At 67.8% G+C, this 24,468-nt stretch carries 25 protein-coding genes; 12 read left to right on the top strand and 13 right to left on the bottom strand.

What is annotated here, in order from left to right:
• Positions 1-56: 56 nt before the first annotated feature.
• The 5 genes from IB258_RS08595 to IB258_RS08575 all read left to right on the top strand — a co-directional run bounded on the left by IB258_RS08595 (position 57) and on the right by IB258_RS08575 (position 4,257).
• On the top strand, positions 57-467 hold the full coding sequence (locus tag IB258_RS08595) for a YciI family protein (protein ID WP_054456440.1): 411 nt from the start codon (positions 57-59) through the stop codon (positions 465-467).
• Between the two features lie 145 nt (positions 468-612).
• Positions 613-1,020 (top strand): VOC family protein, encoded by a 408-nt coding sequence (locus IB258_RS08590; RefSeq protein WP_088140923.1) that lies wholly within the window; start codon positions 613-615, stop codon positions 1,018-1,020.
• Entirely contained in the window at positions 1,017-2,294 is a 1,278-nt protein-coding gene (locus tag IB258_RS08585) for an RNA polymerase sigma factor (RefSeq protein WP_119449409.1), read from the top strand. Before IB258_RS08590 ends, IB258_RS08585 begins: the two co-directional genes overlap by 4 nt.
• A gap of 96 nt (positions 2,295-2,390) precedes the next feature.
• Complete coding sequence (locus tag IB258_RS08580; RefSeq protein ID WP_175181486.1) at positions 2,391-3,215, top strand: AraC family transcriptional regulator; 825 nt, start codon at positions 2,391-2,393, stop codon at positions 3,213-3,215.
• Positions 3,216-3,297: 82 nt separating this feature from the next.
• A complete protein-coding gene (locus IB258_RS08575) occupies positions 3,298-4,257 on the top strand; it encodes a DMT family transporter (RefSeq protein ID WP_192352442.1) in 960 nt (319 codons plus the stop codon).
• A 13-nt stretch (positions 4,258-4,270) separates the two neighbouring features.
• Here the strand turns inward: IB258_RS08575 and IB258_RS08570 are convergent, their stop codons facing one another.
• Complete coding sequence (locus tag IB258_RS08570; RefSeq protein WP_175213514.1) at positions 4,271-4,945, bottom strand: HAD family phosphatase; 675 nt, start codon at positions 4,943-4,945, stop codon at positions 4,271-4,273.
• A gap of 70 nt (positions 4,946-5,015) precedes the next feature.
• Entirely contained in the window at positions 5,016-6,194 is a 1,179-nt protein-coding gene (locus tag IB258_RS08565) for a CynX/NimT family MFS transporter (protein WP_175181275.1), read from the bottom strand.
• A gap of 107 nt (positions 6,195-6,301) precedes the next feature.
• On the opposite strand from IB258_RS08565, the gene IB258_RS08560 reads away from it, so the two are divergent.
• Entirely contained in the window at positions 6,302-7,240 is a 939-nt protein-coding gene (locus IB258_RS08560; protein ID WP_054456434.1) for a LysR family transcriptional regulator, read from the top strand.
• Here IB258_RS08560 and IB258_RS08555 read toward each other — a convergent pair.
• Positions 7,207-7,998, bottom strand: coding sequence for a DUF169 domain-containing protein (locus IB258_RS08555; protein WP_054456433.1), 792 nt, complete (start codon positions 7,996-7,998; stop codon positions 7,207-7,209). The two genes, IB258_RS08560 and IB258_RS08555, sit on opposite strands and share 34 nt — an antisense overlap.
• 175 nt (positions 7,999-8,173) lie before the next feature.
• Here IB258_RS08555 and IB258_RS08550 point away from each other — a divergent pair, with 175 nt between their 5' ends.
• Positions 8,174-8,923 (top strand): SDR family oxidoreductase, encoded by a 750-nt coding sequence (locus tag IB258_RS08550; protein ID WP_054456432.1) that lies wholly within the window; start codon positions 8,174-8,176, stop codon positions 8,921-8,923.
• A gap of 47 nt (positions 8,924-8,970) precedes the next feature.
• Here the strand turns inward: IB258_RS08550 and IB258_RS08545 are convergent, their stop codons facing one another.
• Both IB258_RS08545 and IB258_RS08540 read right to left on the bottom strand, forming a co-directional pair.
• A complete protein-coding gene (locus IB258_RS08545) occupies positions 8,971-9,750 on the bottom strand; it encodes a DNA alkylation repair protein (protein WP_192352441.1) in 780 nt (259 codons plus the stop codon).
• Entirely contained in the window at positions 9,747-10,277 is a 531-nt protein-coding gene (locus tag IB258_RS08540; protein ID WP_225590319.1) for a MarR family winged helix-turn-helix transcriptional regulator, read from the bottom strand. Before IB258_RS08540 ends, IB258_RS08545 begins: the two co-directional genes overlap by 4 nt.
• A 125-nt stretch (positions 10,278-10,402) precedes the next feature.
• On the opposite strand from IB258_RS08540, the gene IB258_RS08535 reads away from it, so the two are divergent.
• Positions 10,403-10,918, top strand: coding sequence for a GNAT family N-acetyltransferase (locus IB258_RS08535; protein ID WP_192352440.1), 516 nt, complete (start codon positions 10,403-10,405; stop codon positions 10,916-10,918).
• Between the two features lie 35 nt (positions 10,919-10,953).
• Complete coding sequence (locus tag IB258_RS08530; protein WP_054456499.1) at positions 10,954-11,412, top strand: VOC family protein; 459 nt, start codon at positions 10,954-10,956, stop codon at positions 11,410-11,412.
• Positions 11,413-11,455: 43 nt separating this feature from the next.
• On the opposite strand, the gene IB258_RS08525 is transcribed toward IB258_RS08530, so the two are convergent.
• The 4 genes from IB258_RS08525 to tetR all read right to left on the bottom strand — a co-directional run bounded on the left by IB258_RS08525 (position 11,456) and on the right by tetR (position 16,097).
• On the bottom strand, positions 11,456-13,420 hold the full coding sequence (locus IB258_RS08525; protein WP_175181280.1) for a TRAP transporter large permease subunit: 1,965 nt from the start codon (positions 13,418-13,420) through the stop codon (positions 11,456-11,458).
• Entirely contained in the window at positions 13,417-14,040 is a 624-nt protein-coding gene (locus tag IB258_RS08520) for a TRAP transporter small permease subunit (RefSeq protein ID WP_054456427.1), read from the bottom strand. Before IB258_RS08520 ends, IB258_RS08525 begins: the two co-directional genes overlap by 4 nt.
• 80 nt (positions 14,041-14,120) lie before the next feature.
• A complete protein-coding gene (locus IB258_RS08515) occupies positions 14,121-15,245 on the bottom strand; it encodes a TRAP transporter substrate-binding protein (RefSeq protein WP_054456426.1) in 1,125 nt (374 codons plus the stop codon).
• A 198-nt stretch (positions 15,246-15,443) separates the two neighbouring features.
• Entirely contained in the window at positions 15,444-16,097 is a 654-nt protein-coding gene (gene tetR / locus IB258_RS08510; RefSeq protein ID WP_192352439.1) for a tetracycline resistance transcriptional repressor TetR, read from the bottom strand.
• Positions 16,098-16,216: 119 nt separating this feature from the next.
• Here tetR and tet point away from each other — a divergent pair, with 119 nt between their 5' ends.
• Entirely contained in the window at positions 16,217-17,401 is a 1,185-nt protein-coding gene (tet, locus tag IB258_RS08505) for a Tet(A)/Tet(B)/Tet(C) family tetracycline efflux MFS transporter (RefSeq protein WP_192352438.1), read from the top strand.
• 53 nt (positions 17,402-17,454) lie between these two features.
• Positions 17,455-18,192: a hypothetical protein gene (locus IB258_RS08500; RefSeq protein WP_054456423.1), complete on the top strand. Its 738-nt coding sequence runs from the start codon at positions 17,455-17,457 to the stop codon at positions 18,190-18,192.
• Here the strand turns inward: IB258_RS08500 and IB258_RS08495 are convergent.
• The 4 genes from IB258_RS08495 to IB258_RS08480 form a co-directional block, all read right to left on the bottom strand.
• On the bottom strand, positions 18,179-18,844 hold the full coding sequence (locus IB258_RS08495) for a PQQ-binding-like beta-propeller repeat protein (RefSeq protein ID WP_175162910.1): 666 nt from the start codon (positions 18,842-18,844) through the stop codon (positions 18,179-18,181). The two genes, IB258_RS08500 and IB258_RS08495, sit on opposite strands and share 14 nt — an antisense overlap.
• A 34-nt stretch (positions 18,845-18,878) precedes the next feature.
• Positions 18,879-20,108: a helix-turn-helix domain-containing protein gene (locus IB258_RS08490; RefSeq protein WP_175213523.1), complete on the bottom strand. Its 1,230-nt coding sequence runs from the start codon at positions 20,106-20,108 to the stop codon at positions 18,879-18,881.
• 124 nt (positions 20,109-20,232) lie between these two features.
• Positions 20,233-21,621: an ATP-binding protein gene (locus IB258_RS08485; protein WP_119449401.1), complete on the bottom strand. Its 1,389-nt coding sequence runs from the start codon at positions 21,619-21,621 to the stop codon at positions 20,233-20,235.
• Positions 21,618-22,280 carry a response regulator transcription factor gene (locus tag IB258_RS08480; protein ID WP_054456419.1) on the bottom strand — a complete coding sequence of 221 codons (663 nt, stop codon included), beginning with the start codon at positions 22,278-22,280 and terminating at the stop codon, positions 21,618-21,620. The genes IB258_RS08485 and IB258_RS08480 overlap by 4 nt, the downstream gene beginning before the upstream one ends.
• Before the next feature lie 478 nt (positions 22,281-22,758).
• On the opposite strand from IB258_RS08480, the gene hutH reads away from it, so the two are divergent.
• Positions 22,759-24,456 (top strand): histidine ammonia-lyase, encoded by a 1,698-nt coding sequence (hutH, locus tag IB258_RS08475; RefSeq protein ID WP_370539822.1) that lies wholly within the window; start codon positions 22,759-22,761, stop codon positions 24,454-24,456.
• Positions 24,457-24,468 lie beyond the last annotated feature (12 nt).

The raw sequence follows: 24,468 nt of genomic DNA, 5'->3' as shown, positions 1-24,468 counted from the left end.
TCGTGCCAGTACAAGCCCCCCTCGGGCCTTGTAGTCAGAATCGAGGAGTCCCAGGAATGCGATACATGATCATCGTCCGCGCCACGCCGGACAGCGAAGCCGGCGTGATGCCCCAGGAAAGCCTGCTGGCCGCCATGGCGACCTATCACGAGGCGCTGGCCAAGGCCGGCGTGCTGCTGGACGCCAATGGCTTGCACCCCTCTTCCAAGGGCTGGCGGGTGCAGTACGACAAGGACCAGCGCACGGTGGTCGACGGCCCGTTCGCCGAGACCAAGGAGTTGATCGCCGGCTACACCATGATCCAGGTCCGCTCGCGCGAGGAGGCCATGCAATGGGCGCTGCGCTTTCCCCAGCCCTTCCCCGGCCAGTCCTGCGCCGTCGAAGTGCGGCAAGTCTTCGAACTGGACGAATTCGGCCCCAGCGAGGGAGTCGAACGCTACCGGCGGATATCCGGCAATGGCCAATGAGCGGCTGAACCACGCCGCCAAACCGGTGCATCTCTTTTGCAACATGGACAGCATGGTAGGGAAGGATTTCGAAGACGGGCTGGCCAACCTCAGGACCCTGGCGGAAAGGCGCCAGGACACACACTAAAAAGGAAGCGGGAACATCATGCACAACCAGATCTTCGTCAATCTCCCCATCGCTGACATGCAGAAATCGCAGGCTTTCTTCAAGAGCCTGGGCTTCAGCTTCAATCCGCAGTTCACCAACGACCAGGGCGCCTGCATGGTCGTGAGCGACAGCATCTACGTCATGCTGCTGGTGAAGGACTTTTTCCAGACCTTCACCGGCAAGCCGGTAGCCGATGCCACCAAGACCACCGAGGTGCTGATCGCGCTGTCCTGCGACAGCCGCGCCGAAGTGGACGAGCAGGTGAAGCGCGCCCTCGCCGCCGGCGGCACCGCTCCGCGCCAGCCCCAGGACCACGGTTTCATGTACGCGCATGGCTTCGAGGATCTGGACGGCCACGTCTGGGAGCTGGTGTACATGGCCCCCGGCGAAGTGCCCAACGCATGACGCGGGAGGCCGTGCATCGCGCCATCGAGGCGGTCTGGCGGATCGAAGCCGCCAGCGTCATCGCCGGCGTCGCGCGCCTGGTGCGCGACGTCGGACTGGCTGAAGAGCTGGCGCAGGATGCCTTGGTCGCCGCCCTGGAACGCTGGCCCGAAACCGGCGTGCCGGACAACCCGGGAGCGTGGCTGATGACTACCGCCAAGAATCGCGCGCGCGACCGCCTGCGGCTGGACGCGCTGCATACGCGCAAGCATGAGCAGATCGGACACGAGCTGGAAGCCCTGCAGGCCGACGTCGAGCCCGATTTCGTCGACGCGCTGGACGCCGCGCGCCAGGACGACATCGGCGACGACCTGCTGCGGCTGGTGTTCACCGCCTGCCATCCGCTGTTGTCCACCGAGGCGCGCGTGGCGCTCACCCTGCGCCTTTTGGGCGGGCTGACCACCGCCGAGATCGCGCGCGCTTTCCTGGCCTCGGAATCCACCATCGCGCAGCGCATCGTGCGCGCCAAGCGCAGCCTGTCCGCGGCCAACGTGCCGTTTGAAGTCCCCCGGGCCGAGGAGCGCGCGCCGCGCCTGGCGTCGGTACTGGAAGTGATCTACCTGATTTTCAATGAGGGCTATTCCGCGACGTCCGGTGATGACTGGATGCGTCCCGCGCTGTGCGACGAGGCGCTGCGTCTGGGCCGCATCCTGGCCCAGCTGGCGCCGGGCGAAAGCGAGGTCCACGGACTGGCGGCGCTGATGGAATTGCAAGCGTCGCGCCTGCATGCCCGCACCGACGCGCAGGGCCGTCCCGTCCTGCTGATGGAGCAGGACCGCAACCGTTGGGACCCCCTGCTTATCCGCCGCGGGTTGGCGGCGCTGGCGCTGTCGGACAGTCTGGGAGCCCCGCGCGGCCCTTACGCCTTGCAGGCCGAACTGGCCGCCTGCCACGCCCGGGCGCGCACGCCCGAGGAAACCGACTGGCCGCGCATCGTGGCGCTGTACGACGCGTTGGCCCAGGCCGCGCCCTCGCCAGTCGTGGAGCTGAACCGCGCCGTCGCCGTCGGCATGGCATTCGGCCCCCAGGCCGGGCTGGACCTGGCCGACCATTTGGCACAGGAACCGGCGCTGGCCAACTACCACTGGCTACCCAGCGTGCGCGCGGACCTGCTGGCCAAGCTGGGGCGCAAGTCTGAGGCCCGCGCCGAGTTCGAGCGCGCGGCCGGCATGACGCGCAATGCGCGCGAACGCGAACTGCTGCTGGCGCGGGCGCGCGACATGTCCGGTTCCTGAGCGCGCGGCCCAGGGGCGCTGCGGCGCCTGCCGGCATGCTTAAATCCAATCATGCGCCCCGCCGACCATGCCCTCTCCGACCTTGCCGCGCCCGTCATGCCGGGCGTGCCGCAGGCGTTCGAGCATCCCGGCGACCGCGCCGAGTTCCGGCAGGCGGCGCACCTGCCCGGCGTGGAGCTGTACCGCGCGCACATCGTCCGCTACGCCTTCGAGCCACATACCCACGAAGCCTACGGGCTGGGCGCGATCGAGTCCGGCGTCGAGCGCTTCCGCTACCGGGGGGCGGAGCATCTGGCGCCCTCGGGCTCGGTGGTGCTGATGAACCCCGACGAATTACATACCGGCCGCGCCGAAACCGAGGGCGGCTGGCGCTACCGCATGGTCTACCTGGACCCGGACGTGGTGGCCCGCGTCACCGGCGAAAGCGGCTGGTGGTTCGATACGGCGGTCGGCCATGACGCGGCCGGCGCGCAGCGCGTCACCGCGCTGCTGGACACCTTATGGCAGGCGCGCGAACCGCTGGCGTTCGACAGCGCCTTGTACGCGCTGCTGGGCGAGTTTCGCCGCCACGCGCGTGTGCCACGCACGGCCAGGGACACCGGCGCGCCGCGCTTTGCGCCCGTCATCGATTACCTGCGCGCCAACCTGGCGCGCCGCCTGACGCTGGACGAGCTCGCGGCCGTGGCCGGCCTCAGCCCTTTTCATTTCCTGCGCAGCTTCCAGGCGCAATACCACGCCACGCCGCAGCAGATGCTGATGGCGCTGCGGCTGTTCGAAGCCAAGCGCCGGCTGGCTGCGGGCGAATCGCCTGCCCAGGTGGCGCTGGCCTCGGGACTGACCGACCAGGCGCATCTGACCCGCGCCTTCTCGCGCCGCTACGGCGTCACGCCCGCGCGCTACCAAAAGCAAGTCCGCGCCTGAGTTCCGCACCGCAATCTGGTACAAGACGCGCCGCCCGCCCGCTGGCTAGACTGTCGCCATTCGTGACCTGGAGCGACGTCGTATGTGGGCTGGAACCCTTTATGCCCTGGCCGCCGGCCTGATGTGGGGGCTGGTGTTCGTGGGGCCCCTGCTGCTGCCGGAATACCCTGCCGCGCTGCAATCCGTGGCGCGCTACCTGGCGTTCGGCCTGATCGCCCTGCCGCTGGCCTGGCTGGATCGCCGCGGTCTGCGCCAGTTGCAGCGCGCTGACTGGATCGAGGCGCTGAAGTTCGCCGCCATCGGCAACCTGCTCTACTACCTGTGCCTGGCCAGCGCCATCCAGCGCGCGGGCGGGCCGCTGCCCACCATGATTATCGGTACGCTCCCCGTGGTCATCGCCATCAGCGCCAACCTGCGCAACGCTCGGCGCGACGGCCGGCTGCCCTGGAAGCGGCTGGCGCCCGCGCTGGCGCTGATCGCGTTGGGCATCGCCTGCGTCAATCAGGTGGAATTGCAGGCCTTGCGCCAGGATGCCGACGCCGACATGTCGCGCTACGCCATCGGCGCGCTGCTGGCGCTGGGCGCAGTGGCGTGCTGGACCTGGTATCCGCTGCGTAACGCGGACTGGCTGCGCGCCCATCCCGACCGCAGCCCGCGCACCTGGGCCACGGCCCAGGGCGTGGCGACATTGCCGCTGGCGCTGGCGGGCTATCTTGTGCTGTGGGCCGGCATGGCCGCGGCCGGCAGCGACTTTCCCATGCCGGCTGGTCCCAGGCCCGAGGTCTTCCTGGCCTTGATGGCGATCATCGGCCTGTTCGCGTCCTGGCTGGGCACCTTGTGCTGGAACGAAGCCAGCCAACGCCTGCCCACCGCGCTGGCGGGGCAATTGATCGTGTTCGAAACGCTGGCGGCCCTGGCCTATGCCTACATCCTGCGCGGGCAGATGCCCCAGCCGCTGACGCTGATCGGCATCGCCTGCCTGATGGTGGGCGTGCTGCGCGCGGTGCGGGTCAAGCCGGAGCCCTTGCCTGCCGCGGCATAGGCGCGCGCGCGTCCTAGTCCAGCAGCAACTCCGGCAAGCGCCGCAAATCGTCGATGACGTCCGATGCGCCCTCGTCCAGCAAGCGCTGGCGCTGGTCCGGCCCGTTATGCGAAGCGCCCACGTAGCCGATGGCGCGCATGCGCGCGGCGCGAGCGGCGCGCACGCCGGGCACGCTGTCTTCCACCACCACGCAATCCAGGATTGCGGCTCGCATCTGCCGGGCGGCAAAGAGAAACACGTCCGGCGCCGGCTTGCCGTGCGCCACCTGCGCGGTGCTGAACACATTGGGCGCGAACTGATCCCACAGGCCAACCAGCTTCAAGGCCGCCTCCAGCTTGGGCGGCGTGCTGCTGGAGGCCACGCAGACCTGCAGGCCGCGCTCGCGCAGCGTGCGAACCGTCTCCAGCGCGCCCGGCAACGCGCGCAACTCCTGGCGGAAGATGGCTTCGAGCCCGTCCGCGTATTCGCGCGCAAATCCTTCGGGCAGGCTGCGGGCGTTTTCCTGTTGCAGGGTCTGCCACATGTCCGCATCGGGGATGCCTGCGAAGCGGCGCGCGGCGTCCTCGGGCGTGATGGCAATGCCATGCGCGGCCAGCGCCCGCGATTGGGCGCGCGCCGCGATGATTTCGCTATCGATCAGGACGCCGTCGCAGTCGAAGATGACCAGGCTGGGGGGAGGCGTGTGCATGGTGGCTCCATTTCAGGACAAGTTCCCATGATATGCCTGGCTCGTGACACCACCGCGCGATCCGCGCCCTCTATAACCCCGGACCTTTGAGGCGCCGCAAGCGCCACGCCAGAAACACCCCGCCCAGCCCGGCGGCCGCGACGATCAGCGATGCCACCGACCAGCCGTAGCGGTCGATCGCGCCGCCCACGGCCACCGGGCCGATCACCTGGCCCAGGCCGCTCCCCTGCATCACCAGCCCCACCGAAGCCGGTGTCAACGCCGGCCGCGGCGCCAGCAGCGGCGCCGTGCCCAGCAGCGTGGCCGGTATCAGTCCGCCCACCGCCGAGAACAGCACACACAGCAGGAAGGTGGGCATGGCCGGCAGCACCGAGCGGAAGATCAACAGCGCCACCGCGCCCATGATCAGGCTGGCGCAGGCGATCAGGGTGGAACGCCGCCAGCCGCGCGCCAGCAACACGCCCGCGCCCAGGTTGCCGACCACGTTGGCGGCGCTGGCGATGGCGCTGTACAGGCCGGCGGTCGCCAGCGGCAGGCCCAGTTGCTCGGTCAGCAGCACGGGCAGGAAGGTGAACAACGCGAAGAACATCAGACTGTAGAGCGTGAACGACAGCGCCAGCAGGCGCGGACCGGGCGCGCCCATGGTATCGACCGTGTCCTGCCGCAAGCCCCGCCACGACAGGCTGGCCCCGCCCGGGTTGGCCGGCGCCAGCGCCGCCACGCATACCATGGCGACCAGCACCGCTGCGCCGGCGCACCACCAATAGGCCTGCCAGCCGCTGAAGGCCTGCGAGGCCAGCATCGCAATCGCCATGCCCGCCGGCATGTAGCAACTCCACAGCGCGAAGGCGAAGTCGCGGGTGGACGCCGACACCATGCGTTGCAGGGCCGCGGGGCCAGCCACGGTAATCATCAGAAAGCCCAGCCCCTCCACCACCCGCGAGACCAGCAGGACGCTGTAGGCGGACGCCATCGCGCCCATCACGGAGCCCACCGCCGTCGCCGCCAGGCCCGCCAGCAGCATGCGCCGCGCGCCATAGCGGTTGATGACGCCGCCCGCGGCAATGCCGCCGACCAGGCCCAGGATCGAAAACACCGCGGCCAGCGCGCCGATGGAGGCCAGATCCAGCCCCATGTCCTTGCGCAGCAAGGGCGCTGCAATGATGACCTTGCCCACTTGCAGCGCCGCAACCACCCCTGCCCCCACGATGGCCAACACCGCCGACCAGCGCGTTCCTTCCTTGCCCATCCTTGTCTCCCTTGTTTTACGACCCAGCCAGGATGCCAGCGCAAACCGATCCCGGTAAGTGATAATCTTTTGATGGAATTGATCGATTGGATAGATCAGCCGGCAGAATGATAGACGCCCTGACCCTGGACCAGTTGCGCGTATTCGCCGCCGTGGCCGACGCCGGCAGTTTCCGCGCGGCCGCGCGCCGCCTGTCGCGCGTGCAATCGGCCGTCAGCCACGCCATTGCCAACATGGAAGCGCAGCTGGGCGTGACCCTGTTCGACCGCAGCGGCCACCGGCCCGTGATGACGCCGCAAGGCGCGGCCCTGCTGGCCAACGCCCGCGACATCCTGCTCCGCGTGGACGCCATGCGCGCCCGCGCCCAGGGCCTGGGCGAAGGCGTCGAGCTGGAACTGTCGCTGGCGGTGGACACGCTGTTTCCGATCGCCGACGTAGGCGCCGCCCTGAACGCGCTGCGCGCCGTCTATCCGTCCGTCGCCGTGCGCGTATCCGTGCTGCCCCTGGGCGGCCCGGTGGAAGCCCTGCTGACGCGCAGCCATACGCTGGCCATCGTCGCCGGCGACCATTTCCGCAATCCGCGGATCGTGATGCAGGCGCTGTCGTCCGTGCAGATGGTGGCGGTGGTGGGCGCGGGCCACGCCTTGGCGCAGCGCGTCGCAGCCGACATGCCACTGGGTCCGGCCGAACTCGCCGACCACGTGCAGATCGTGCAGACGGATCCCTCCACGCTGACCCAGGGCCGGGACTTCGCAGTGCTGTCGCCGCAGACCTGCCGCGTCAGCGGCCAGGACACCAAGCACGCCCTGATCCTGGCGGGCGTGGGCTGGGGCCGGCTGCCCTACTGGCAGGTGGAGCGCGACCTGGCCGAAGGCCGCCTGCTGCGCCTGCCGACCGACAGCCTGGGGCGCGGCAGCCAGGTGGTCAGCGAAACCTATCTGGCGCACCGCATCGACCAGCCGCTGGGACCGGCAGCCCGCGTGCTGGCGGGCGCCTTGCGCGCAACCGTCCATCAGGGCTTGGACGACGCTGGCGCACGCGCATAGCTCACGCCCATGCCGGCGCGCACGTCGTTCTGGATGCCGTAGGGCGGAATCGGGTAGCGCAGGCCATTGGCCGACAGCGCCTTCATGCCCTCGATTGCGATGGGCAGGTAGCGCGGCGGCAAGGCCATCAGCATTTCCTCGTCGGGCACGCCGCCGTAGCGGCGCTCGGCGTAACAGGGCAAGGACAGGCTGGGCTCGCCGGTGGCGAGCGCGCGGCCCCAGGAGTCGGCACAGGCCGTTTCGCCCACCACGCTCCAGTCAAAGCGCCGGTAGTTCTTCCATTGCAAGCCATTGATGAGGATGATCATCTGGCCCGGTGTGGCGTAGATCAGGCAGACGTCGGGCGGGTCCAGCCGGCCCGAGGCCAGCGGCGACACCACCAGCCCGCGGTACTTGCCCGCCGGCACACAGGACAGCGCCTCCTGGCGCGCCTGGGCATCTTCCTGGGTGGCGTGCCAGACGCCCACGTAATCCTCGCCGCGCTTCCAGGCCTCATCCTGCGGCCCCAGGCCGACCACGGCGCGGCATTGCGCGCCGACCAGGTCGTCGCCCGTGATTCCTACCGTCCAACCGAGCCGGGCGGCCATGCCCACGATCTGGTCGGTGGTGTGCGTGGCCTGCGGACGCCGCAGGCCCTTGACCGCGGCCATGTCGTCTTCGCGCTCGTAGAGCTTCATGCCGATGACCGTGGTCTTCAGGCGCAGCAATTTGTTCAGATCATCGACCAGCGATGCCCAGTTCAGTGTCGTCTCTTCCATGCCCGTCCCTTGGACTGTTTTGTGCGCGGACTTCGCCGCATTGCCGCAGATTGATCGCGGTCAGCAATGACTATAACGAATCGCCCGCCGGGCCCCTGATTGATCTATCGTGGATAGCGGCAAACCCGCCCGCCGCAAACGCGCAGGACACCCCCCGGCTTCCAAGGAGCCCACCATGAACCGTTTCGAACAGAAGACCGTCCTGATCACGGGCGGCACCAGCGGCATCGGCCTGGCCGCCGCCCAGGCTTTCGCCGCCGAGGGCGCCCGCGTCGTCGTCACCGGGCGCGACGCCGCGGTGCTCAAGCAGGTGCGCGCCAGCCTGGGTTCGCATGCGCTGGCGCTGCGCAACGACGCCGGCGCCCCCGGCGCCCCCGCTGCGCTGGCGGCCGAACTGCGCCAGGCCGGCATCCGTCTGGACGCCGTCTTCATCAACGCCGGCGTGGCCCGCTTTGCGCCGCTGGCCGAAGCCACCGAGGCCCTCTGGGACCAGACCTTCTCGACCAACGTCAAAGGCGCCTTTTTCCAGTTGCAGGCGCTGGACCCGCTGCTCAACCCGGGCGCGTCCATCGTGCTAAATGGTTCGATCAACGCCCGCATCGGCATGCCTGCCTCATCGATCTACGCGGCCAGCAAGGCCGCGCTGATTTCGCTGGCCAAGACCTTGTCGGCCGAGCTGCTGCCGCGCGGCATACGCGTCAACGTCATCAGTCCCGGGCCGGTCGCCACGCCGATCTATGACAAGCTGGGCCTGGATGCCGCGGCGCTGGAAAAGACCGCCGCCAGCATCCGCGCCCAGGTGCCGCTGGGGCGTTTCGGCACGCCGCAGGAAATCGCCTCCACGGTGCTGCACCTGGCCTCGCCCGAATCCGCCTTCATCGTGGGCACGGAAATCATCGCGGATGGGGGCATGAGCCAGTTGTAATCGCTGGCCGGCCGGATGGGCGCAAGCGTATCTGCCCAAACCCGCGGCTAGGCGCCGATGGAACGCAGCGCGCGCTGGCAGATGCGTTGTGTCGCCGCGGCCGGCTTGCCCCGCGACCAGCGCGCGCAGACTTCGCGCACCCAGTCCGGCTGGTCCTTGCTGGCGTCGTTCAGCCAGTTCGCCACCGATTCCTGCACGTAGATGGCCGGATCGGCCCGCAGCGGTTCCAGCAGCGGCAACGCGCGGCCGGGATCAGCCTTCAAGGCCGCAATGTGCGCGCACCATACCCCGCGTGGGCGCAGCGACTCGCTGGCAAAACGACGTACGCGTTCGGACGCGTCCGCGGTCCAGGGCCGCAGCAGTTCCACTGCGGCGTCCAGTTCCGCCGCCAATTGTGGACGCACCGCCAGCCAGGCCCATTCCCGCACGCCGAAATGCCCGTCATCGGCCAGCGGCCGGATCAGCGCCACCCGCTGCTGCAAGCTCAGGTCCGGCATTGCACCGACCATGAAGCAGGCCCAGCCCCGGACGGTATCCGAGCGGTGATCACGCAGTTGCTTGAAGGCGTCCGCGCCCAGGCCGTCCAGCAGAGTCCGCGCCGCCACGGCCATGCGCTTGGAGATGCCCGTCGCAGCCTGCGCGCGCAGAACTGCGATGGCTTCGGCGCCGACCTGGGGCGCGGCTGCCTGCATCAATTCGGCAAAGTCCACGGCCAGGCATTCGGTCAGATTGCGTGCCGGCTCGCCCGCGCTCAGCTGCGCCAGGCGTTCCGCGCCGATGTCCTTCACGCCCCTGCCCGTCGGCGCGGCGGCAGCTTTCTTGTTCATTGCGTGCTCTCCTGTCCCGCGGTCCGGCCCGCGTCGGTTCCCTGCCAGATCTTGCCCAGCAGCGTGCGCAGGCGCGCCCGGTCCGCCGGGCCCAAGCCCGCAAACAGGGAATCTATCCAGTCCGTATGCGTCTTGAACAGCTGCGCGGCCTCGGCCCGCCCCTTGGCGCTCAGCTTCACGATGATCTTGCGCCGGTCTTCCTTGCCCGCGCGGCGCGAGACGAAACCATCGCGCTCCAGGCCGTCCAGCAGGCCCGAGACCGTGGCCCGCGTGACGCCCGCGCCATCGGCCAGCTCGTGCGGCGACATGCCGTCGGCCTGCTCATGCAGCAGGAACAGCAGCACGAACTTTCCCTCCGACAACTTGCGCGGCGCCAGCCGGGCAGCGCAATCGCGGTCGATGGCGCTGGCCAGCGACAGCAGCTGAAAGCAAAGGGCTATGCCGTCGGCCGACGGCAGGCCGCGCTTGGCGGCGACGTCGAGCAGCGCGCGGTGTTTGGGTTCAAGCATGTGTTGTGGGTCTTGCATGAGTTATCCAGACCAGTGATTCTCGATGCCGAAATAATAAGGCGCCTAACCATATTTCCGCAAGACGGGCTGGTGGCTATGAACGGCTATCATCCTGGCTACCCAAGCAGCCAGTGAATCAATCCATGCCCTTGCCTCCCCGCGTGACCCTGCGCCGCATGCAGGAAGATGACATCCCCATGCTGCTGGCCATGGAATCCGATCCCGAGGTCATGCGCTACAGCACCGGCATCAAACCGGCAGACGAGGCACGGCGGCAGGAGCTGCTGGCATGGCTGCGGGAACCGCCGACCCAACTGGGCCACTGGGCGATCACAATAGACGGCGTCGCAATGGGCTGGGTAAGCCTGGTCCCATTGGCTGGCACGGATAGCATCCAGCTTGCCTATCGGCTGCAGCGCGCGGCTTGGGGAAAGGGATATGCAAGCCAGGCCGCGCAGCAATTGTGCGAGTATGCCTGGCGCGAAACGGAAGTTTCCGAACTCGTCGCGGTTGTCTGGCCCGACAACCAAGCCTCCGTACGCGTCCTGGAAAAACTCGGGTTTACGTTCCGGGCGCGCGAACGCCACTACGACCGCGAGACCATCGTCTATGCACTGCCGCGTCCTGCCGCTGGATCCGACCGGTTCCCGCGGCATTGATCCCCGCCCTCCTGCGCATCCTGCAAACCTCCGCCATGAACTACCCCGTCCTTCCCGCCGCCGAATTCTCCGCCGCCCGCGTCGTGCCCGAACTGCTGGTGTCCGACATCCGCAAGAGCCTGCATTTCTGGTGCGGGCTTTGCGGGTTCTCGATAGCCTACGACCGCCCGGAAGACCGTTTCGCCTATCTGGACAAGCACGGATCCCAGGTCATGCTGGAGGAATACGGCCACGGCAGGAACTGGATCACCGGCCCGCTGGAAGCGCCCTTGGGGCGCGGGATCAATCTGCAGATCGAGGTGCCCGCGATCACGCCTATCGTCGATGCCCTGCGCGGCGCCGGCTGGCCGCTGTACATGGAGCCCGAGGAGAAGTGGTATCGCGCCGGGACCACGGAGGTGGGCGTGCAGCAGTTCCTGGTACAGGATCCGGACGGCTATCTCATTCGCTATTCGGCTGGCCTGGGCCGGCGCGACATTCAGGCAGAGGCCTGAGGCAAGGCGGAACGGGAGGCGGCGCGACCGCCGCCCCCGCCTCTTACCGGTACAGTACCGTCGGCAGCCACATGCCAATGCCCGGGAACACGTACAGCAGGAAGATCGCCACCACCTGGATGCCCATGAACGGCATCATGCCCAGGAAGATCTGGTTCAGCGTCACGTGCGGCGGCGACACGCCCTTCAGGTAGAACGCCGACATGGCGACTGGCGGCGACAGGAAAGCCGTCTGCAGGTTCAGCGCGACCAGCAGGCCGAAGAACAGCGGGTCGATGCCGAAGGTGTTGAGCAGCGGCACGAAGATGGGCATGAAAATCACGATGATCTCGGTCCATTCCAGCGGCCAGCCGAGCAGGAAGATGATGACCTGCGCCAGCAGCAGGAACTGCAACTGCGACAGCCCCAGCGACAGCACCCATTCCTCGATGATGCGCTGTCCTCCCAGCAGCGCGAACGCCGCCGAGAAGATCGATGAACCGACGAACAGCCAGCACACCATGGCGCTGGTCTTGGCGGTCAGGAACACGGATTCGCGCAGCACCGGCAGGTTCAGCCGCCGGTATGCCAGGGCCAGCAGCGCGCCGCCCATGGCGCCCATGGCGGCGGCCTCGCTGGGCGTGGCCAGGCCGAAGGCGATGGAGCCCAGCACCGCCGCGATCATCACGGCCAGCGGGAAGAACGAGGCCATGAGCATCTTGAAGATTTCCATGCGCGCCCAGGTCAGCATCGCATAGAACGCCACCAGGATGGCCGCGCATATGGCCGCGAAGATCCAGAAACCCTGGGGCGCGGCGATACTCTCGCCGGCGGATGCCGGCGCCTGCGCGGCGGCGGCGGTCTCGGGCGCGGCCGCTGGCGTGGCGGCGGGCGTGCCAGGCGGCTCGGCCAGGCCTCCGGCCGCGGGCGGATCATTCGCAGGCGGTTCGGCCAACTCGTTCGAAGGCGGCTCCGCCAGCCCATCGTCTGCCGGCGGCTCGCTCAGGCCCGAATCGAATCCCCCCGACCCCAGCTGCAACTCGGCGGGGATCTCGTACACGACCGCCGGCCGCGTCGTCGCCTGGTAGACCACGCCCACCAGCAGCACCGTGACCGCCAGCGGTGCAATCGCCAGCGCCATGTTGCGCATCAGGAAGCCGAACGGCACGTCCTTGTTGCGGCGACCCTTGAACAGGGCCGCCAGCATGCCGGACACGGCGCGCGTGTAGCCGCCGGACGCCAGCGCGGCGGATTCCGGGGACAGCGGCACGCCGCGCTCTTCCTTGGGCAGGGGCGGCGCCATGTCGGGGCGCAGCTTGGCCACGATGATCACATAGACCATGTACAGCACGGCCAGCATGATGCCCGGGAACAGCGCGCCGGCATACAGCTGCACCACCGATACGCCGGTGGTCGCGCCATAGACGATCAGCATCACGGAAGGCGGCAGCAGGATGCCCAGGCAGCCGCCAGCGGTAATCGAACCCGCGGTCAGGCGCACGCTGTAGCCGGCCTTCAGCATGGCGGGCATGGCCAGCAGGCCCATCAACGTGACCACGGCGCCCACGATGCCGGTGGCGGTGGCGAAGATCGCGCAGGTCGCCAGCGTGGCCACCGCCAGCGCGCCCGGCAGGCGCGCCAGCGCCAGGTGCATGGAGCGGAACAGTTTTTCGATCAGGTTGGCGCGTTCGACCAGATAGCCCATGAACACGAACAGCGGGATCGAAATCAACGAGTCGTTGGTCATCGTGGCGTAGGTCCGCTGCACCATCAGGTCCAGCGTCTGCCCGACCGAGCGGCCCGCGTCGGAACTCTGCATGTAGTACGCCAGGAAGGTGAACAACACTCCCATGCCCATCAGCGTGAAGGCCGTCGGAAAGCCCAGCATGATGGCCACCACGATGAGCGCCAGCATCAAGAGGCCGATATGCCCCGTGGTCAGATGGTCCCAGGGCGTCAGGAACGCGATCATCAGCAGCACCAGGCCGATGCACGACAGGCCGAACCACAGCGCCTTGTGGATCTTCATGAGCGCGGCTCCCCGGTGGTGACGTAGCGGTCCAGCTTGGCGATGTCCTCGTCCTTTACATGCACCATCTTCTTGAGCTTGTCGACGTCCACTTCCTCAACGTCCTCCTCGCGCGAGGGCCAGGCGCCGCGCTTCAGGCACAGCACGCAGCGCAGCACTTCCGCCACGCCCTGCACCAGCAGCACCGCGCCGGCTATCGGGATGAAGGCCTTGAAGGGATAGATGGGCGGCCCGTTGGCCATGAGCGACGAATGCTCGCGGATGGCGATGGAGTAGCCGGCGTAATACCAGCCCGCCCACACCAGCGCGATCACGCCGGGGAAGAAGAACACGATGTACAGGATCAGGTCCAGCGCCGCCTGCACGCGCGGCGGCAGGAAGCCGTACAGGATGTCTCCGCGCACGTGTCCGTTCTTGGCCAGGGTATAGGCCCCCGCCATCATGAACAGGATGCCGTAATACATCATCTGCATGTCGAATGCCCAGGCGCTGGGCTGGTTCCACAGGTAGCGCGCGGCCACCTCCCAGCAGACGTGCAAGGTCAGGACTACGATCAACCAGGCAAAGGTTTGCCCGACAAAAGTGGAGATGCGGTCTATGAAACGTATGATTCGGATCATCTCGCTTCCAGGTCAAGACGCATGGCGTCCCGCCGCGCACCGGTGAATGGCGCGCGGCGCGGGATACAGGTACCGGCCCTTCAAGCCTGTTTGGTGGAGCGCGAGAAGTAGTGGTTGTAGGCCATGCGGAAGTTGACCGAGGTGTCCCCGTGCCAGCGCCCCACCCGCTCGGCGAAGGTCCGTTGCGATTCCAGCACCTTCTTGAACAAGGGGTTTTCGGCCGAGCGCTTGGCGATCATCTCGTCCCAGATCTTCAGCTGCTGCTGCAGGATGGCGTCTGGCGTCTTGTAGAACTTGACGTTGTGGTCCTTCTGCAGCTTGACGTAGTCCTGCGAATAGCGGTTCGCCGCCTTCCAGGACATGTCCGCGCTGGAGGCCTGCGCGGCATAGCTGAGGATGTGCTTCAGGTGTTCCGGCAGCGCGTCGTACTTGGCCTTGTTGAAGAGGATTTCGAACTGCTCCGCGCTTTGGTGGAAGCTCTGCAGCATGCAGATCTTGGAGACGTCCTGGAAGCCCAGGGCCAGGTCCGAGGAAGCGTTGTTGAATTCCGCCCCGTCCAGCAGCCCGCGGTCCAGCGCCGGCACGATTTCCCCGCCGGGCAACGCGTTCACGGCCGCGCCCATGGCGGTATACATGTCGATGGCCAGGCCGACGGTGCGGAACTTGAGGCCCTTGACCTCTTCCATCTTGGTGATTGGACGTTTGAACCATCCGAACGGCTGGGTCGGCATCGGCCCGTACATCAGCGACACCACGTTCACGCCCATGGCCTTCTGGATTTCGACCAGCAGCTCCTTGCCGCCGCCGTATTCGTGCCAGGCCAGCAACATGTTGGCGTCCATGCCGAAGGACGGCCCCGATCCCCACAGCGCCACCGCCGTGTTCTTGCCGTACCAGTAGGCGACCACCCCATGCCCGCCGTCCAGCGTGCCCGCGGACACCGCGTCCAGCAGGTCGAAGGCCTTGACCACGGCGCCAGCCGGCAGGATCTCGATCTTCAACTGGCCGCCGGCCATGTCATTGACCTTCTGCGCATAGTCGCGCGCGAACTCGTGGAAGATGTCGTTGGCGGGCCAGGTGCTCTGAAAGCGCAGGGAAACCGGGGCATTCTGTGCCCGGGCAACTGCCGGAAATCCGAGTGCGGCGGCCCCGGCGACAGCGGCGCCGGAAATGAACTTGCGGCGGGGCTTGGTAACGTGTTGCATGGCGTGTTGTCTCCTGAATTAGGACTACATGGACCAGCTTGTAGTTACTACTCCTGCGTGGGCGCGGGATGGTGAAGCCTGCTGCGGAATCCCGCCGGCGCGATTGCGGACGATGCGCAAAGCGTGAGCCTGATTAAACCTTTCTGACTAATCGCTGACAATCAGCTTCTCGTCAGGAATTACCCTAGAAACCAAGTACTAGTGCTTACGCACGATCTTCCCGGGCAACGCGGAGTGCCCACGCCGCTGCTCCAGTCCATCGAGTATGGCCGCGAGTCCAAACTCGAATGCCGCATCGGGTCCGGCGGCGTCGAGGGCCTGCAATGCCGCGGTTAGCAATGGCGTCGCCAAGGACGGGGTCTGCTTCGCGCCGGCCTGCCGCTCCTGCTCATCGGCCGCGGCGGCCTGCTGTTCCAGCACGGCGCCGACCGTGAAATAGCTGACAGTCGTCAACGCGTAGGCGGCATCGGCGGGCGCGAAGCCGTCCTTGCACAGGAACGCCAACTGCGCCTCCACGGCTTCGAATTGCGGCTCGCTCGGCCGGGTGCCGGCGTGTATGCGTGCGCCGTCACGATAGGCCAGCAATGCGCGCCGGAAACTGCGCGCATTGCCGTTGAGGAATGAACGCCAGGTGTCGCCGGACCTGGGCATCGAATACGTGTGGCTCTCCGACAGCATCGCCTCGCCCAGGCGGTCCAGCAGTGCGCGCTTGTTCTTGAAATGCCAGTACAGCGCGGGTTGCTGAACCCCCAGGCGTTCGGCCAGCTTGCGCGTCGTCAGCCCATCGGCGCCGACCTCGTTCAGCAGGTCCAGGCCGGCCCGGATCACGACATCCGCTTGCAATTTGGTCATGGCGATTCCTCGTTCATCTTGAAATTTTATCGATGATAAATTATCGTAGCGAAAAATTTATCAATGATAAATAACAGATCAAACAACATGCAGTCCATCCACCCGCCACGAGGCCTCGCATGAGAGCCGGCCACGCCCTGGTCATCCTCAGTACCGTCGCCCTGGACGCCGCAGGCATAGGCCTGGTCATGCCCGTCCTGCCCGGCCTGTTGCGCGGCCTGGTGCAATCGGAGGACATAGCGGGCCATTACGGCGCCCTGCTGGCAGCCTATGCCCTGATGCAGTTCTTGTGCGCTCCGGCGCTGGGCGCGCTGTCCGACCGCTACGGCCGGCGGCCCATCCTGCTGCTCTCGCTGGCGGGCGCCGCCATCGACTACCTGATCATGGCGACAGCGCCAACGCTGCCGGTCCTGTACGCGGGACGGCTCGTCGCCGGCATCACCGGCGCCACGGGCGCCGTGGCGGGCGCCTGCATCGCCGATCTTGCGCGGGGCCACGAGCGCGCGCGCTACTTCGGCCTGATGAGCGCCTGCTTCGGCGTCGGCATGATTGCGGGGCCCGTCATCGGCGGCCTGCTGGGCGGCGTCTCGCCGCACACGCCGTTCCTGGCAGCCGCAATCCTGAACGGCGTCAATTTCCTGATGGGTTGTTTCCTGTTGCCCGAATCGCATGCGGGCGAACGGCGGCCGCTATCGCTAAAGGCGCTCATGCCCGCCTCTTCGTTCCTGTGGACGCGCGGCAGAACCGTAGTCATCGCACTGATGGCCGTCTTCTTCCTCATGCAGTTCGTGGGACAGGTGCCTGCCACCTTGTGGGTTATTTACGGCGAAGACCGCTACCAGTGGGATGCCGCCACGGTCGGCGTCTCGCTCGCCGCATTCGGCGCGCTGCACGCGCTGATACAGGGACTGGCCACCGGGCCCGTCACAACGCGGCTGGGCGAAAAACGTACGCTGTTGCTGGGCATGGGCGCCGATGCCCTGGGCTACGTCCTGTTGGCGTTTGCGTCGCGGGGATGGATGGCGTTCCCCATCATGCTCCTGCTGGCTTCGGGCGGCATCGGCATGCCCGCATTGCAAGCCATGTTGTCCGCGCAGGTGGAGCAGGAACGCCAGGGCCAGTTGCAGGGCGCGCTGGCCGCGCTGTCCAGCCTGAGCGCGATAGTCGGGCCGTTGGCCATCACGGCGCTCTATGCCGCGACGCTGAACGCGTGGAAAGGATGGGCATGGATTGCGGGCGCCGGGCTGTATTTTGCCTGCCTGCCGGTCTTGCGCCGCGGAACCTCGCAAGGCAAGGTCTGGTAGGACTGCACTGGTCCCGCGCTACTATCGGGGAACCACAATCGGCAAGGAAAGGAATGAACCAGAAGCAGCGCGCCGTCAACCGCCGCCGGATTCCACGCAAGGCCTGGGCCTTGGGCCTGATCATCGCGGGCGCCGCGGGTTTTTATGCATGGTGGCAATCACCCCTTGGTCCGGGCCTGACCGAAGGCAAGATGCGCAAGATCCTGGTCGAGGCCACGGCGCAACCGGAATATGCGCCGGTCGGCGCCTGCGTCAACGTCGTGGGCGTGCGGCCCTTGCCCACTGATGTCTACACCGCTTTCCTGGAAAGCCAGGACAGGATCGTGCAGGGGTTGATCAAGCATCAGCTGGTCACGGTCAAGCGCGTCAGCGCCAACGGCGACGGCGGGCCACCGCAAGCGGACGAGGATCCCGAGGACGCGAGCAGCCGCATGGAGCTGACGGATAAAGGCCGGCCCTACTACACGGATGGCGAGGCCCGCCTCAACTCCAAGCTGGTCTATACCGCGAAGTTCTGCGCCCCCGGCCTGCAGATCGGCAAGATCCTCACCCATACCAAGCCGCTCAAGAATCCATTCGACGACAACCCCAACCTGGTCTCGGCGGTGAAGTTCGAATGGCGGCTGGACCGCAGCACCGCGGACTGGGCGGCGGATCCCGCCTTCCGTCCGTACCTGTCCGGCTTTGCGCCGGAAGACCAGCCGGACGAATGGCAAACCGAGTACATCATGCTGGAACGGAAAGACGGCGTGTGGGAACTGGGAGACAGGCCCTACATCATCCGTTGGTGACCGCCGTATCGTCGGCCTTGGCTGGCGGACGGCGCACCGCCCTCAGCTTGCCGCTGTCGCCGCCGCCGCAGAAAAAGCAGCCGGCGCCATCGGATTCCAGCCCCGACACGCCGATGCCGGCCGGCATCTCCACGCTTTGCAGCACTTCGCCGGTCTTTTCGTCCAGCTGCCGCAGATCGCTGGCGCCGTCCTCCCAGGTGCCGTGCCACAGCTGGCCGTCCACCCAGGTCACGCCGGTGACGTAGCGGTTGGATTCGATAGTGCGCAGCACGCGGCCGGTCTCCGGGTCCACCTGGTAGATCTTGCGCTGGCGGTACTCGGCCACCCACAGGCTGCCCTCGGCCCAGGCCATGCCCGAAGCGCCGCCGCCGCCGGGCGCGGGGATGCGGCTCAGCACCCGCCCGCTCTGCGGTTCCAGCTTGACGATGGTGCCGTCGGAGATCTGATAGAGATGCTTGCCGTCAAAGGCCGTGCCCGCGTCGGCAACAATGTCGATCGAGGCTTGCGTGCTGCCGCTATCCGGGTCCATGGCAATCAGCTTTTCGCCGGCGGCAAACCAGACCTGCCGGCCGTCATAAGTCACGCCATGCACGGCCTGCACGCCGGGAAATGGGCCGTACTCGCGAATGATCTGGGCTTGCGTTCGTTTCATGTCGGTTCCTTGAACTGGAGTTCGAGCCTTCATGCTAGTCGGCGGCCAGCGCGGCCGGGAGTAACAAGGTTGTCGTGAATCCCGGTACCTGCGGCGTCATCCAGCGGCGCGCCCGGCCCTGTCCGCAAGCCTGCACCTTGTCTGCCGCCGCCAGCGCGTCCAGCGTGCGCTGCACGGTGCGCTGGCTTGCGCCCAAGGCCAGGGCCAGGGCCGAGCTGGACCAGGCTTCGCCGTCGGCCAGGCAGGCCAGCACCGCTCCCTGATCCCTGTCGCCCTCGCCGCTTGGCCGGGCCAGCAACGCAACCGGCCTGTCGGCTTCGGCCCTCAGAACGAAACCGCCACGCGCGGCGCTGATGCCGGCCACGCCGTCCAAGGCCGCGCGCAGGCGTCCTATCTCCACCCGCAAGCGCGCGCGGTGCGTTTCATCGAAATAGGCCGTGCGAAAGGCCTGCTCAATAAGCGTTTCCCTGGGCGCGGGCTGCGGCCAGGCTTCGGCCAGGACGCGGGCCAGCGCGAACAGCACCGGCCGGCTCGCCAGCGGAATCTCGCGGCCTGCGCTGCGCACCGCGTGACGGCAACCGTCCACCACCAGCGTGTCGGATGCCAGCAGCGCTTCCACTTCATCCAGCAGAATGGGCCGCTGGACGCCCTGCCCGATCAGGCGCGCGGCTGGCGTATTCAGGACCAGGGTGGCGTGTTCCACCTCGGCCATCAGCGCGGGGATGCCGGCGACGCGGGCCGCAAGCTCGGCCTGGGTCAGCGCGGCGCGCGCGCGCTCGGTGCGCAGGCGCCGCAAGGCGATACCGGCTGCGATTAGTTCGTGGATGGCGCGGGAAGCCGGGGCCAGCGAGGCCGGGTCCAGCATGGCCAGGGCGTCCTCGGCCCGATCGAGCTGGCCAAGCAGCAGTTCACGCCGCGCCTGCAGATGCCTCGCATGCGCGGCGTTGGCCGGATCGCCATGGGCTTCCAGCGCGGCGCGCGCGGCCTCCAGGGCCTTTTCCGGCCAGGCCAGATCGCGCGATACCAGGGCGATCTCGGCCTCGGCTACGACGCATCTGGAGCGGGCCAGCACATTCTTGTGATCGAAGTTCCGGGCCGCGCTGCGCAGCAAGGCGCGGGCGCGGCGGAAATCGCCCAGTTGGGCCATGGCGATGCCGCGCAAGGCCAGCGCGGGCGCGTCATCGCGCAAGGCCACGAGGTTCAGGGCGCCCAGCGGATTGCCGGCGGCCAGTGCGCGCGCTGCCGAGGTGATCAGCAAATCCATGGAAATCCCGCCACTGACGCCGCTCCCTCAGTCCGATTGCCGGAAACTAATCTACCACTTGGCGAGGATTTGCTGCGCAGTCAGGCCGGCCGGCATTTCAATCCCCGCCCCCGGTCCGGCGGGTTCAAGCGCCCTGCGCGCCTGCTGCGGGAGTTCCCCCGGCTGCAGGCGGGAAAGTCACCGTCAGCGCCACGCCCGCGCCGCGCAGGCCCTCGCCCAGCGTGATCTCGGCTCCATGCTGTTGCGCGATCTGCGCCACCAGCGACAGGCCGATGCCGCTGCCCCCCGCGGCGCTGCCTGGGGCGCGATAGAAGCGGTCGAACACGCGCGAGCGTTCCTGCGGCGCGATGCCCGGTCCGTCGTCGGCCACGCGCAGGCAGGCTCCGCCGTCGGGCGACGGTCCGCAGGAAACCACGATCTGGCCGCCGCTCTGCGTATAGCGCACGGCATTGTCCAGCAGGTTGCGCACCAACACGCCCAGCGCGTCCAGCCGCCCCCTGACGACGCAGGCCTGCACATCCAGCTGGATGCGCAGCTGCTTGCGGGTGGCGTCGGATTCCCAATCGCGCACCAGCATGGCCACCAGCGCGTCCAGTTCGACCAGCTCCGGCTCGTCGGCGCTGGCGCTGAGCGCATCCATGCGGGCCTGGTCCAGCAATTGTTCGGACAGGCGCGAGGTGCGCTGGGCGACCAGCCGCAGTTTCTCGATGGCGGCCGGGGCGTCGCCGGAACCCGCGCTGCGGGCCACCAGTTCGGCATGCGCGCTCAGCGCGGCCAGCGGGGTGCGCAGCTCGTGCGCGGCATCTTCCAGAAAGCGGCGCTCGCGGTCCATGCCACCCTTGACCCGCAGCAACAGCTGGTTGATCGAGCGGATGAAGGGACGCAGTTCGCCCGGCATGCCGGCCATGGGCAGCGGCGCCAGATCGAACGGGCCGCGCCGCGCGATGGCCACGCCGGCGCGGTCCACCTTGCGGAAGGCGCGGCCGACCACCATCCAGCTCACCACGGCCAGCAGCACGAACAGGACAGACACGATAAGCAGTCCGCGCTTCAGGCTGTACAGCGACTGCGCGCGCAATTCGCTCTGCGGCCGCGCCACCTGCACCTGCACCCGCCCCTGCGCGTCGGAGATCGCGTACACGCGCCAGTCCACGCCGTCGGCGCGCACGTCGAAATAGCCGTCCTGGAAGCCGCCGCTCAAGGGTTGCGCGGGCGACTCGGGCGAGCGCAGCAGCAGCCGGCGATCGGCCAGCGACCACAGGTGGAAACGTACCTTGTCGCCGTCGACACGGCTGGATGCGGGCGGAGTGAAACGCTCGGACGGGGCCTCGTTGCCCAGCAGGCTGACCGGCAGCGACGCCAGCATCTGGCTGGCCGCGTCGTGCAGCCATTGATCGCGCGCGCCGGTCTGCGAGCGCGTGGCTTCGTACTGCTGGAAGGCGAACACCGCGATCCATGACAGGGTCATCGTCACCAGCAGCGTCAGCGTGAGCTGCTTGCGCAGCGTCTTCATTCGCCCGCCTCGATGCGGTAGCCCAGGCCGTGGACCGTGGCGATGAGCTTGTCGCCCAGCTTGCGGCGCAACTGATGGATGTAGACGGCCACCGTGTTGCTTTCGATGGCGCCGCTGTCGCCGTAGACGGCGGCCTCCAGTTGTTCGCGGCTGACGGTGTGGCCGATGCGCTCCATGAGGGCGAGCAGCGTTCGGTATTCATGCGCGCTGAGACTGACTTCCACGCCTGCGCGGGTCACCGCCCGCCTGGCCGGCTCCAGCACCACGTCGCGGCAGCGCAGCGCCGAAACCACGGCGTTGCTGCTGCGCCGGACCACGGCGCGCAGCCGCGCCAGCAGTTCGTCCAGTTGGAATGGCTTGACGATGTAGTCATCGGCGCCGGCATCCAGGCCTTGTATCCGCTCGCTCAGCCGGTCGCGGGCGGTCAGGATCAGCACCGGCGTGGCATCGTAGCGCGCACGCAGATGCTTCAGGACCGTCAGCCCGCTGCCATCCGGCAGCCCCAGGTCCAGCAGCACGGCTTGAAAACCATGATCCACCAGGGCCAGCCGCGCCTGCGCAACGTCACGCACCCATTGCACGTCGGCGCCGGACTGCGCCAGGCTGGTGTGCACGGCGTCGCCCAACATGGCGTCGTCTTCAACTAGCAGGACACGCAAGAAAACTCCAGAACCGTCAACCATGCCGCAGCATGCCGGCCGCGGTTTAAGAACTTATTAAGAAGCCATGCCCGCGGCTTGCGGCCAGCCCCTTGCGGAAAGCGCGGAGCGGGCGATGGACCAGAGCGGCGGATTTTAGCAAGCGCCCCCCCGTCGACGCTGGCGCAGTCTGGCTACGTCCCTCTTACTGGCTATACCGTCATTAGCATATGCTTGACTGTACTTGTATATACGAGTTAAATAAATCCCGCTGACACCGCATCCCCGGAACGCGCCAAGAGCGCCACCCGCCGCACCGCACCTGGGCGCCACCCTCTCGCCTTCAAGTACGCGCCATCCGTCGGCCCCGGATCCGCCCCTAACTCACGCTGCAGTCCCTCTACTTCCCTCCCTCCCAGGAGCAGTGATGCGTCATCTTCCGGCAGTTGAAGTTCGCGTTTTCAGAGGCTTTACACATAAATGCGCAGGTCCGCTGCTATTGGCACTGGCCACGGCCCTTGCTGCCGCGCCCGCGTGGTCAGCCACAACGGCCGCAGCCGCCGCGCCGGCCACTACCGCCGAAGCGCGCGCCGCGGCCCGCAAGGCGCCCCTGGCGCTGGACGGGCGCTCGCTTACCACCGCGGACGTGGTCGCCGTGGCGCGCGGCGGCCAGCCCGTGGCGCCCACCGAAACTGCGTGGCAGCGCGTGGCCCGCTCGCACGACCTGCTGCTGGAATACGGCCGCCTGGGGCAGCCCGTGTACGGCCTGAATCGTGGCGTAGGTCAGAACAAGGACCAGACCATCTTCTCCGGCGACACGCTGTCGGACGAGGCCCGCGCCTTGTCGGCGGACTTCAATCATCGCATGCTGCTGTCGCACACCGTGGCCTATGGCGAGCCGGCGACGACGGACACGGTACGCGCCGCCATGCTGATACGGCTGAATACCGCGCTGGCGGGCGGCACCGGCATGAGTCCGCCGCTGGTGCGCCAGTACGCCGACTTTCTCAACAAGGGCTTGACGCCGGTGGTCTTGGGCCAAGGCTCGGTCGGCCAGGCCGACATCACGATCCTGCCGCAGATCGGCCTGGCCATGATGGGTGAAGGCATGGTGGAAACCGGCGGCAAGCGCCTGCCGGCAGCCGAGGCCATGCGCCAGGCAGGCCTGGCGCCGATCCAGCCCTACGCCAAGGATTCGCTGTCCTTGTTGAGTTCCAACGCCTATGGCGCGGCCCTTGCCATCCTGGCCGCGCACGACGCCAGCCGGGTGCTGGACCGCGCCGATGAGGTGGCGGCCCTGTCGCTCGAAGGCCTGAACGGCAATATTGCACCCTTGCTGCCCGCCACCCAGGGCCAGCGTCCATATCCGGCGCAACAGCAAGTGGCCCGGCGCATCCTGTCGCTGCTCGAAGGCAGCGCGGTGTGGCAGACGGATGAACAGCGGCCGTTGCAGGATCCCCTGAGCTTCCGCACCGTGAGCCAGGTCCATGGCGCGGCCCGCGAAACGCTGCGCCAGCTGGACGTGCAGCTGCTGGTGCAGATCAACAGTTCTGATGACAACCCGACCGTGGCGCTGGATGTCTCGCCGCCACCGGGCGCCACGCCGCAGGAAACCCGCTACTACGTGACGCAGGGCAAGCTGCGCGGCGCGGTGCTGCCCAGCGCCGGCTTCGATCCCACCGCCTGGGTGGTGCCGCTGCAGTCGGTGGGCGTGGCGCTGGCCCAGGTGGCCCAGTCTTCGGCGCAACGCGTGCTGCGCATGGGCGACCCGGCCTTCACCAAGCTGCCGCGCTTTCTGTCGCCCAATGACACGACGCTGGCCTACACCACGATACAGAAGCCCGTGTCGCTCCTGGCGACCGAAATCCGGACGCTGTCGCAGCCCGTCTCGTCCGATGCGCTGGCGGTCGCCGGCAACATCGAAGACGTGGCCACCAACGGCCCGCTGGCGGCGCAGCGCGTGGGCCAGCAGGCCGCGCGCCTGCGCACGCTGCTGGGCATAGAACTGATCCATGCGGCGCAGGCCGTTGATCTGCGCACGCGCGCGGAACCGCGGCGTCCGGTGGGCAAAGGGACCGGCGAGGTGCTGGCGGCCTTCCGGCAGGAAGTGCCGTTTCTTTCGCAGGACAGAAGGCTGGCCGACGACATCGCGCGCGCCGACCGGTTTCTGAACCAGGAGCGCGGCGCGGCGCAGTAAGCGCCACGCCGC

Origin of the sequence: Achromobacter sp. ACM02, from assembly GCF_014851605.1 — a bacterium.
GTDB classification, from domain to species: Bacteria; Pseudomonadota; Gammaproteobacteria; order Burkholderiales; family Burkholderiaceae_B; genus Achromobacter; species Achromobacter aegrifaciens.
The sequence above is the reverse complement of the archived record's forward strand: the minus strand, read 5'-3'. Positions and strand labels throughout refer to the sequence as shown.

Bases quoted from the DNA above. Each gene is read 5' to 3' on its own strand.
- IB258_RS08550 (WP_054456432.1), top strand. From the start codon at position 8,174: ATGAACCGTTTCGAACAGAAGACCGTCCTGATCACGGGCGGCACCAGC.
- IB258_RS08515 (WP_054456426.1), bottom strand. From the start codon at position 15,245: ATGCAACACGTTACCAAGCCCCGCCGCAAGTTCATTTCCGGCGCCGCT.
- IB258_RS08590 (WP_088140923.1), top strand. From the start codon at position 613: ATGCACAACCAGATCTTCGTCAATCTCCCCATCGCTGACATGCAGAAA.
- IB258_RS08540 (WP_225590319.1), bottom strand. From the start codon at position 10,277: ATGCAAGACCCACAACACATGCTTGAACCCAAACACCGCGCGCTGCTC.
- IB258_RS08585 (WP_119449409.1), top strand. From the start codon at position 1,017: ATGACGCGGGAGGCCGTGCATCGCGCCATCGAGGCGGTCTGGCGGATC.
- tet (WP_192352438.1), top strand. From the start codon at position 16,217: ATGAGAGCCGGCCACGCCCTGGTCATCCTCAGTACCGTCGCCCTGGAC.
- IB258_RS08500 (WP_054456423.1), top strand. From the start codon at position 17,455: ATGAACCAGAAGCAGCGCGCCGTCAACCGCCGCCGGATTCCACGCAAG.
- IB258_RS08520 (WP_054456427.1), bottom strand. From the start codon at position 14,040: ATGATCCGAATCATACGTTTCATAGACCGCATCTCCACTTTTGTCGGG.
- IB258_RS08565 (WP_175181275.1), bottom strand. From the start codon at position 6,194: ATGGGCAAGGAAGGAACGCGCTGGTCGGCGGTGTTGGCCATCGTGGGG.
- IB258_RS08530 (WP_054456499.1), top strand. From the start codon at position 10,954: ATGAACTACCCCGTCCTTCCCGCCGCCGAATTCTCCGCCGCCCGCGTC.
- IB258_RS08545 (WP_192352441.1), bottom strand. From the start codon at position 9,750: ATGAACAAGAAAGCTGCCGCCGCGCCGACGGGCAGGGGCGTGAAGGAC.
- IB258_RS08525 (WP_175181280.1), bottom strand. From the start codon at position 13,420: ATGAAGATCCACAAGGCGCTGTGGTTCGGCCTGTCGTGCATCGGCCTG.
- IB258_RS08490 (WP_175213523.1), bottom strand. From the start codon at position 20,108: ATGGATTTGCTGATCACCTCGGCAGCGCGCGCACTGGCCGCCGGCAAT.
- IB258_RS08485 (WP_119449401.1), bottom strand. From the start codon at position 21,621: ATGAAGACGCTGCGCAAGCAGCTCACGCTGACGCTGCTGGTGACGATG.
- IB258_RS08570 (WP_175213514.1), bottom strand. From the start codon at position 4,945: ATGCACACGCCTCCCCCCAGCCTGGTCATCTTCGACTGCGACGGCGTC.
- IB258_RS08575 (WP_192352442.1), top strand. From the start codon at position 3,298: ATGTGGGCTGGAACCCTTTATGCCCTGGCCGCCGGCCTGATGTGGGGG.
- IB258_RS08555 (WP_054456433.1), bottom strand. From the start codon at position 7,998: ATGGAAGAGACGACACTGAACTGGGCATCGCTGGTCGATGATCTGAAC.
- IB258_RS08580 (WP_175181486.1), top strand. From the start codon at position 2,391: ATGCCGGGCGTGCCGCAGGCGTTCGAGCATCCCGGCGACCGCGCCGAG.
- tetR (WP_192352439.1), bottom strand. From the start codon at position 16,097: ATGACCAAATTGCAAGCGGATGTCGTGATCCGGGCCGGCCTGGACCTG.
- IB258_RS08560 (WP_054456434.1), top strand. From the start codon at position 6,302: ATGATAGACGCCCTGACCCTGGACCAGTTGCGCGTATTCGCCGCCGTG.
- IB258_RS08595 (WP_054456440.1), top strand. From the start codon at position 57: ATGCGATACATGATCATCGTCCGCGCCACGCCGGACAGCGAAGCCGGC.
- IB258_RS08535 (WP_192352440.1), top strand. From the start codon at position 10,403: ATGCCCTTGCCTCCCCGCGTGACCCTGCGCCGCATGCAGGAAGATGAC.
- IB258_RS08495 (WP_175162910.1), bottom strand. From the start codon at position 18,844: ATGAAACGAACGCAAGCCCAGATCATTCGCGAGTACGGCCCATTTCCC.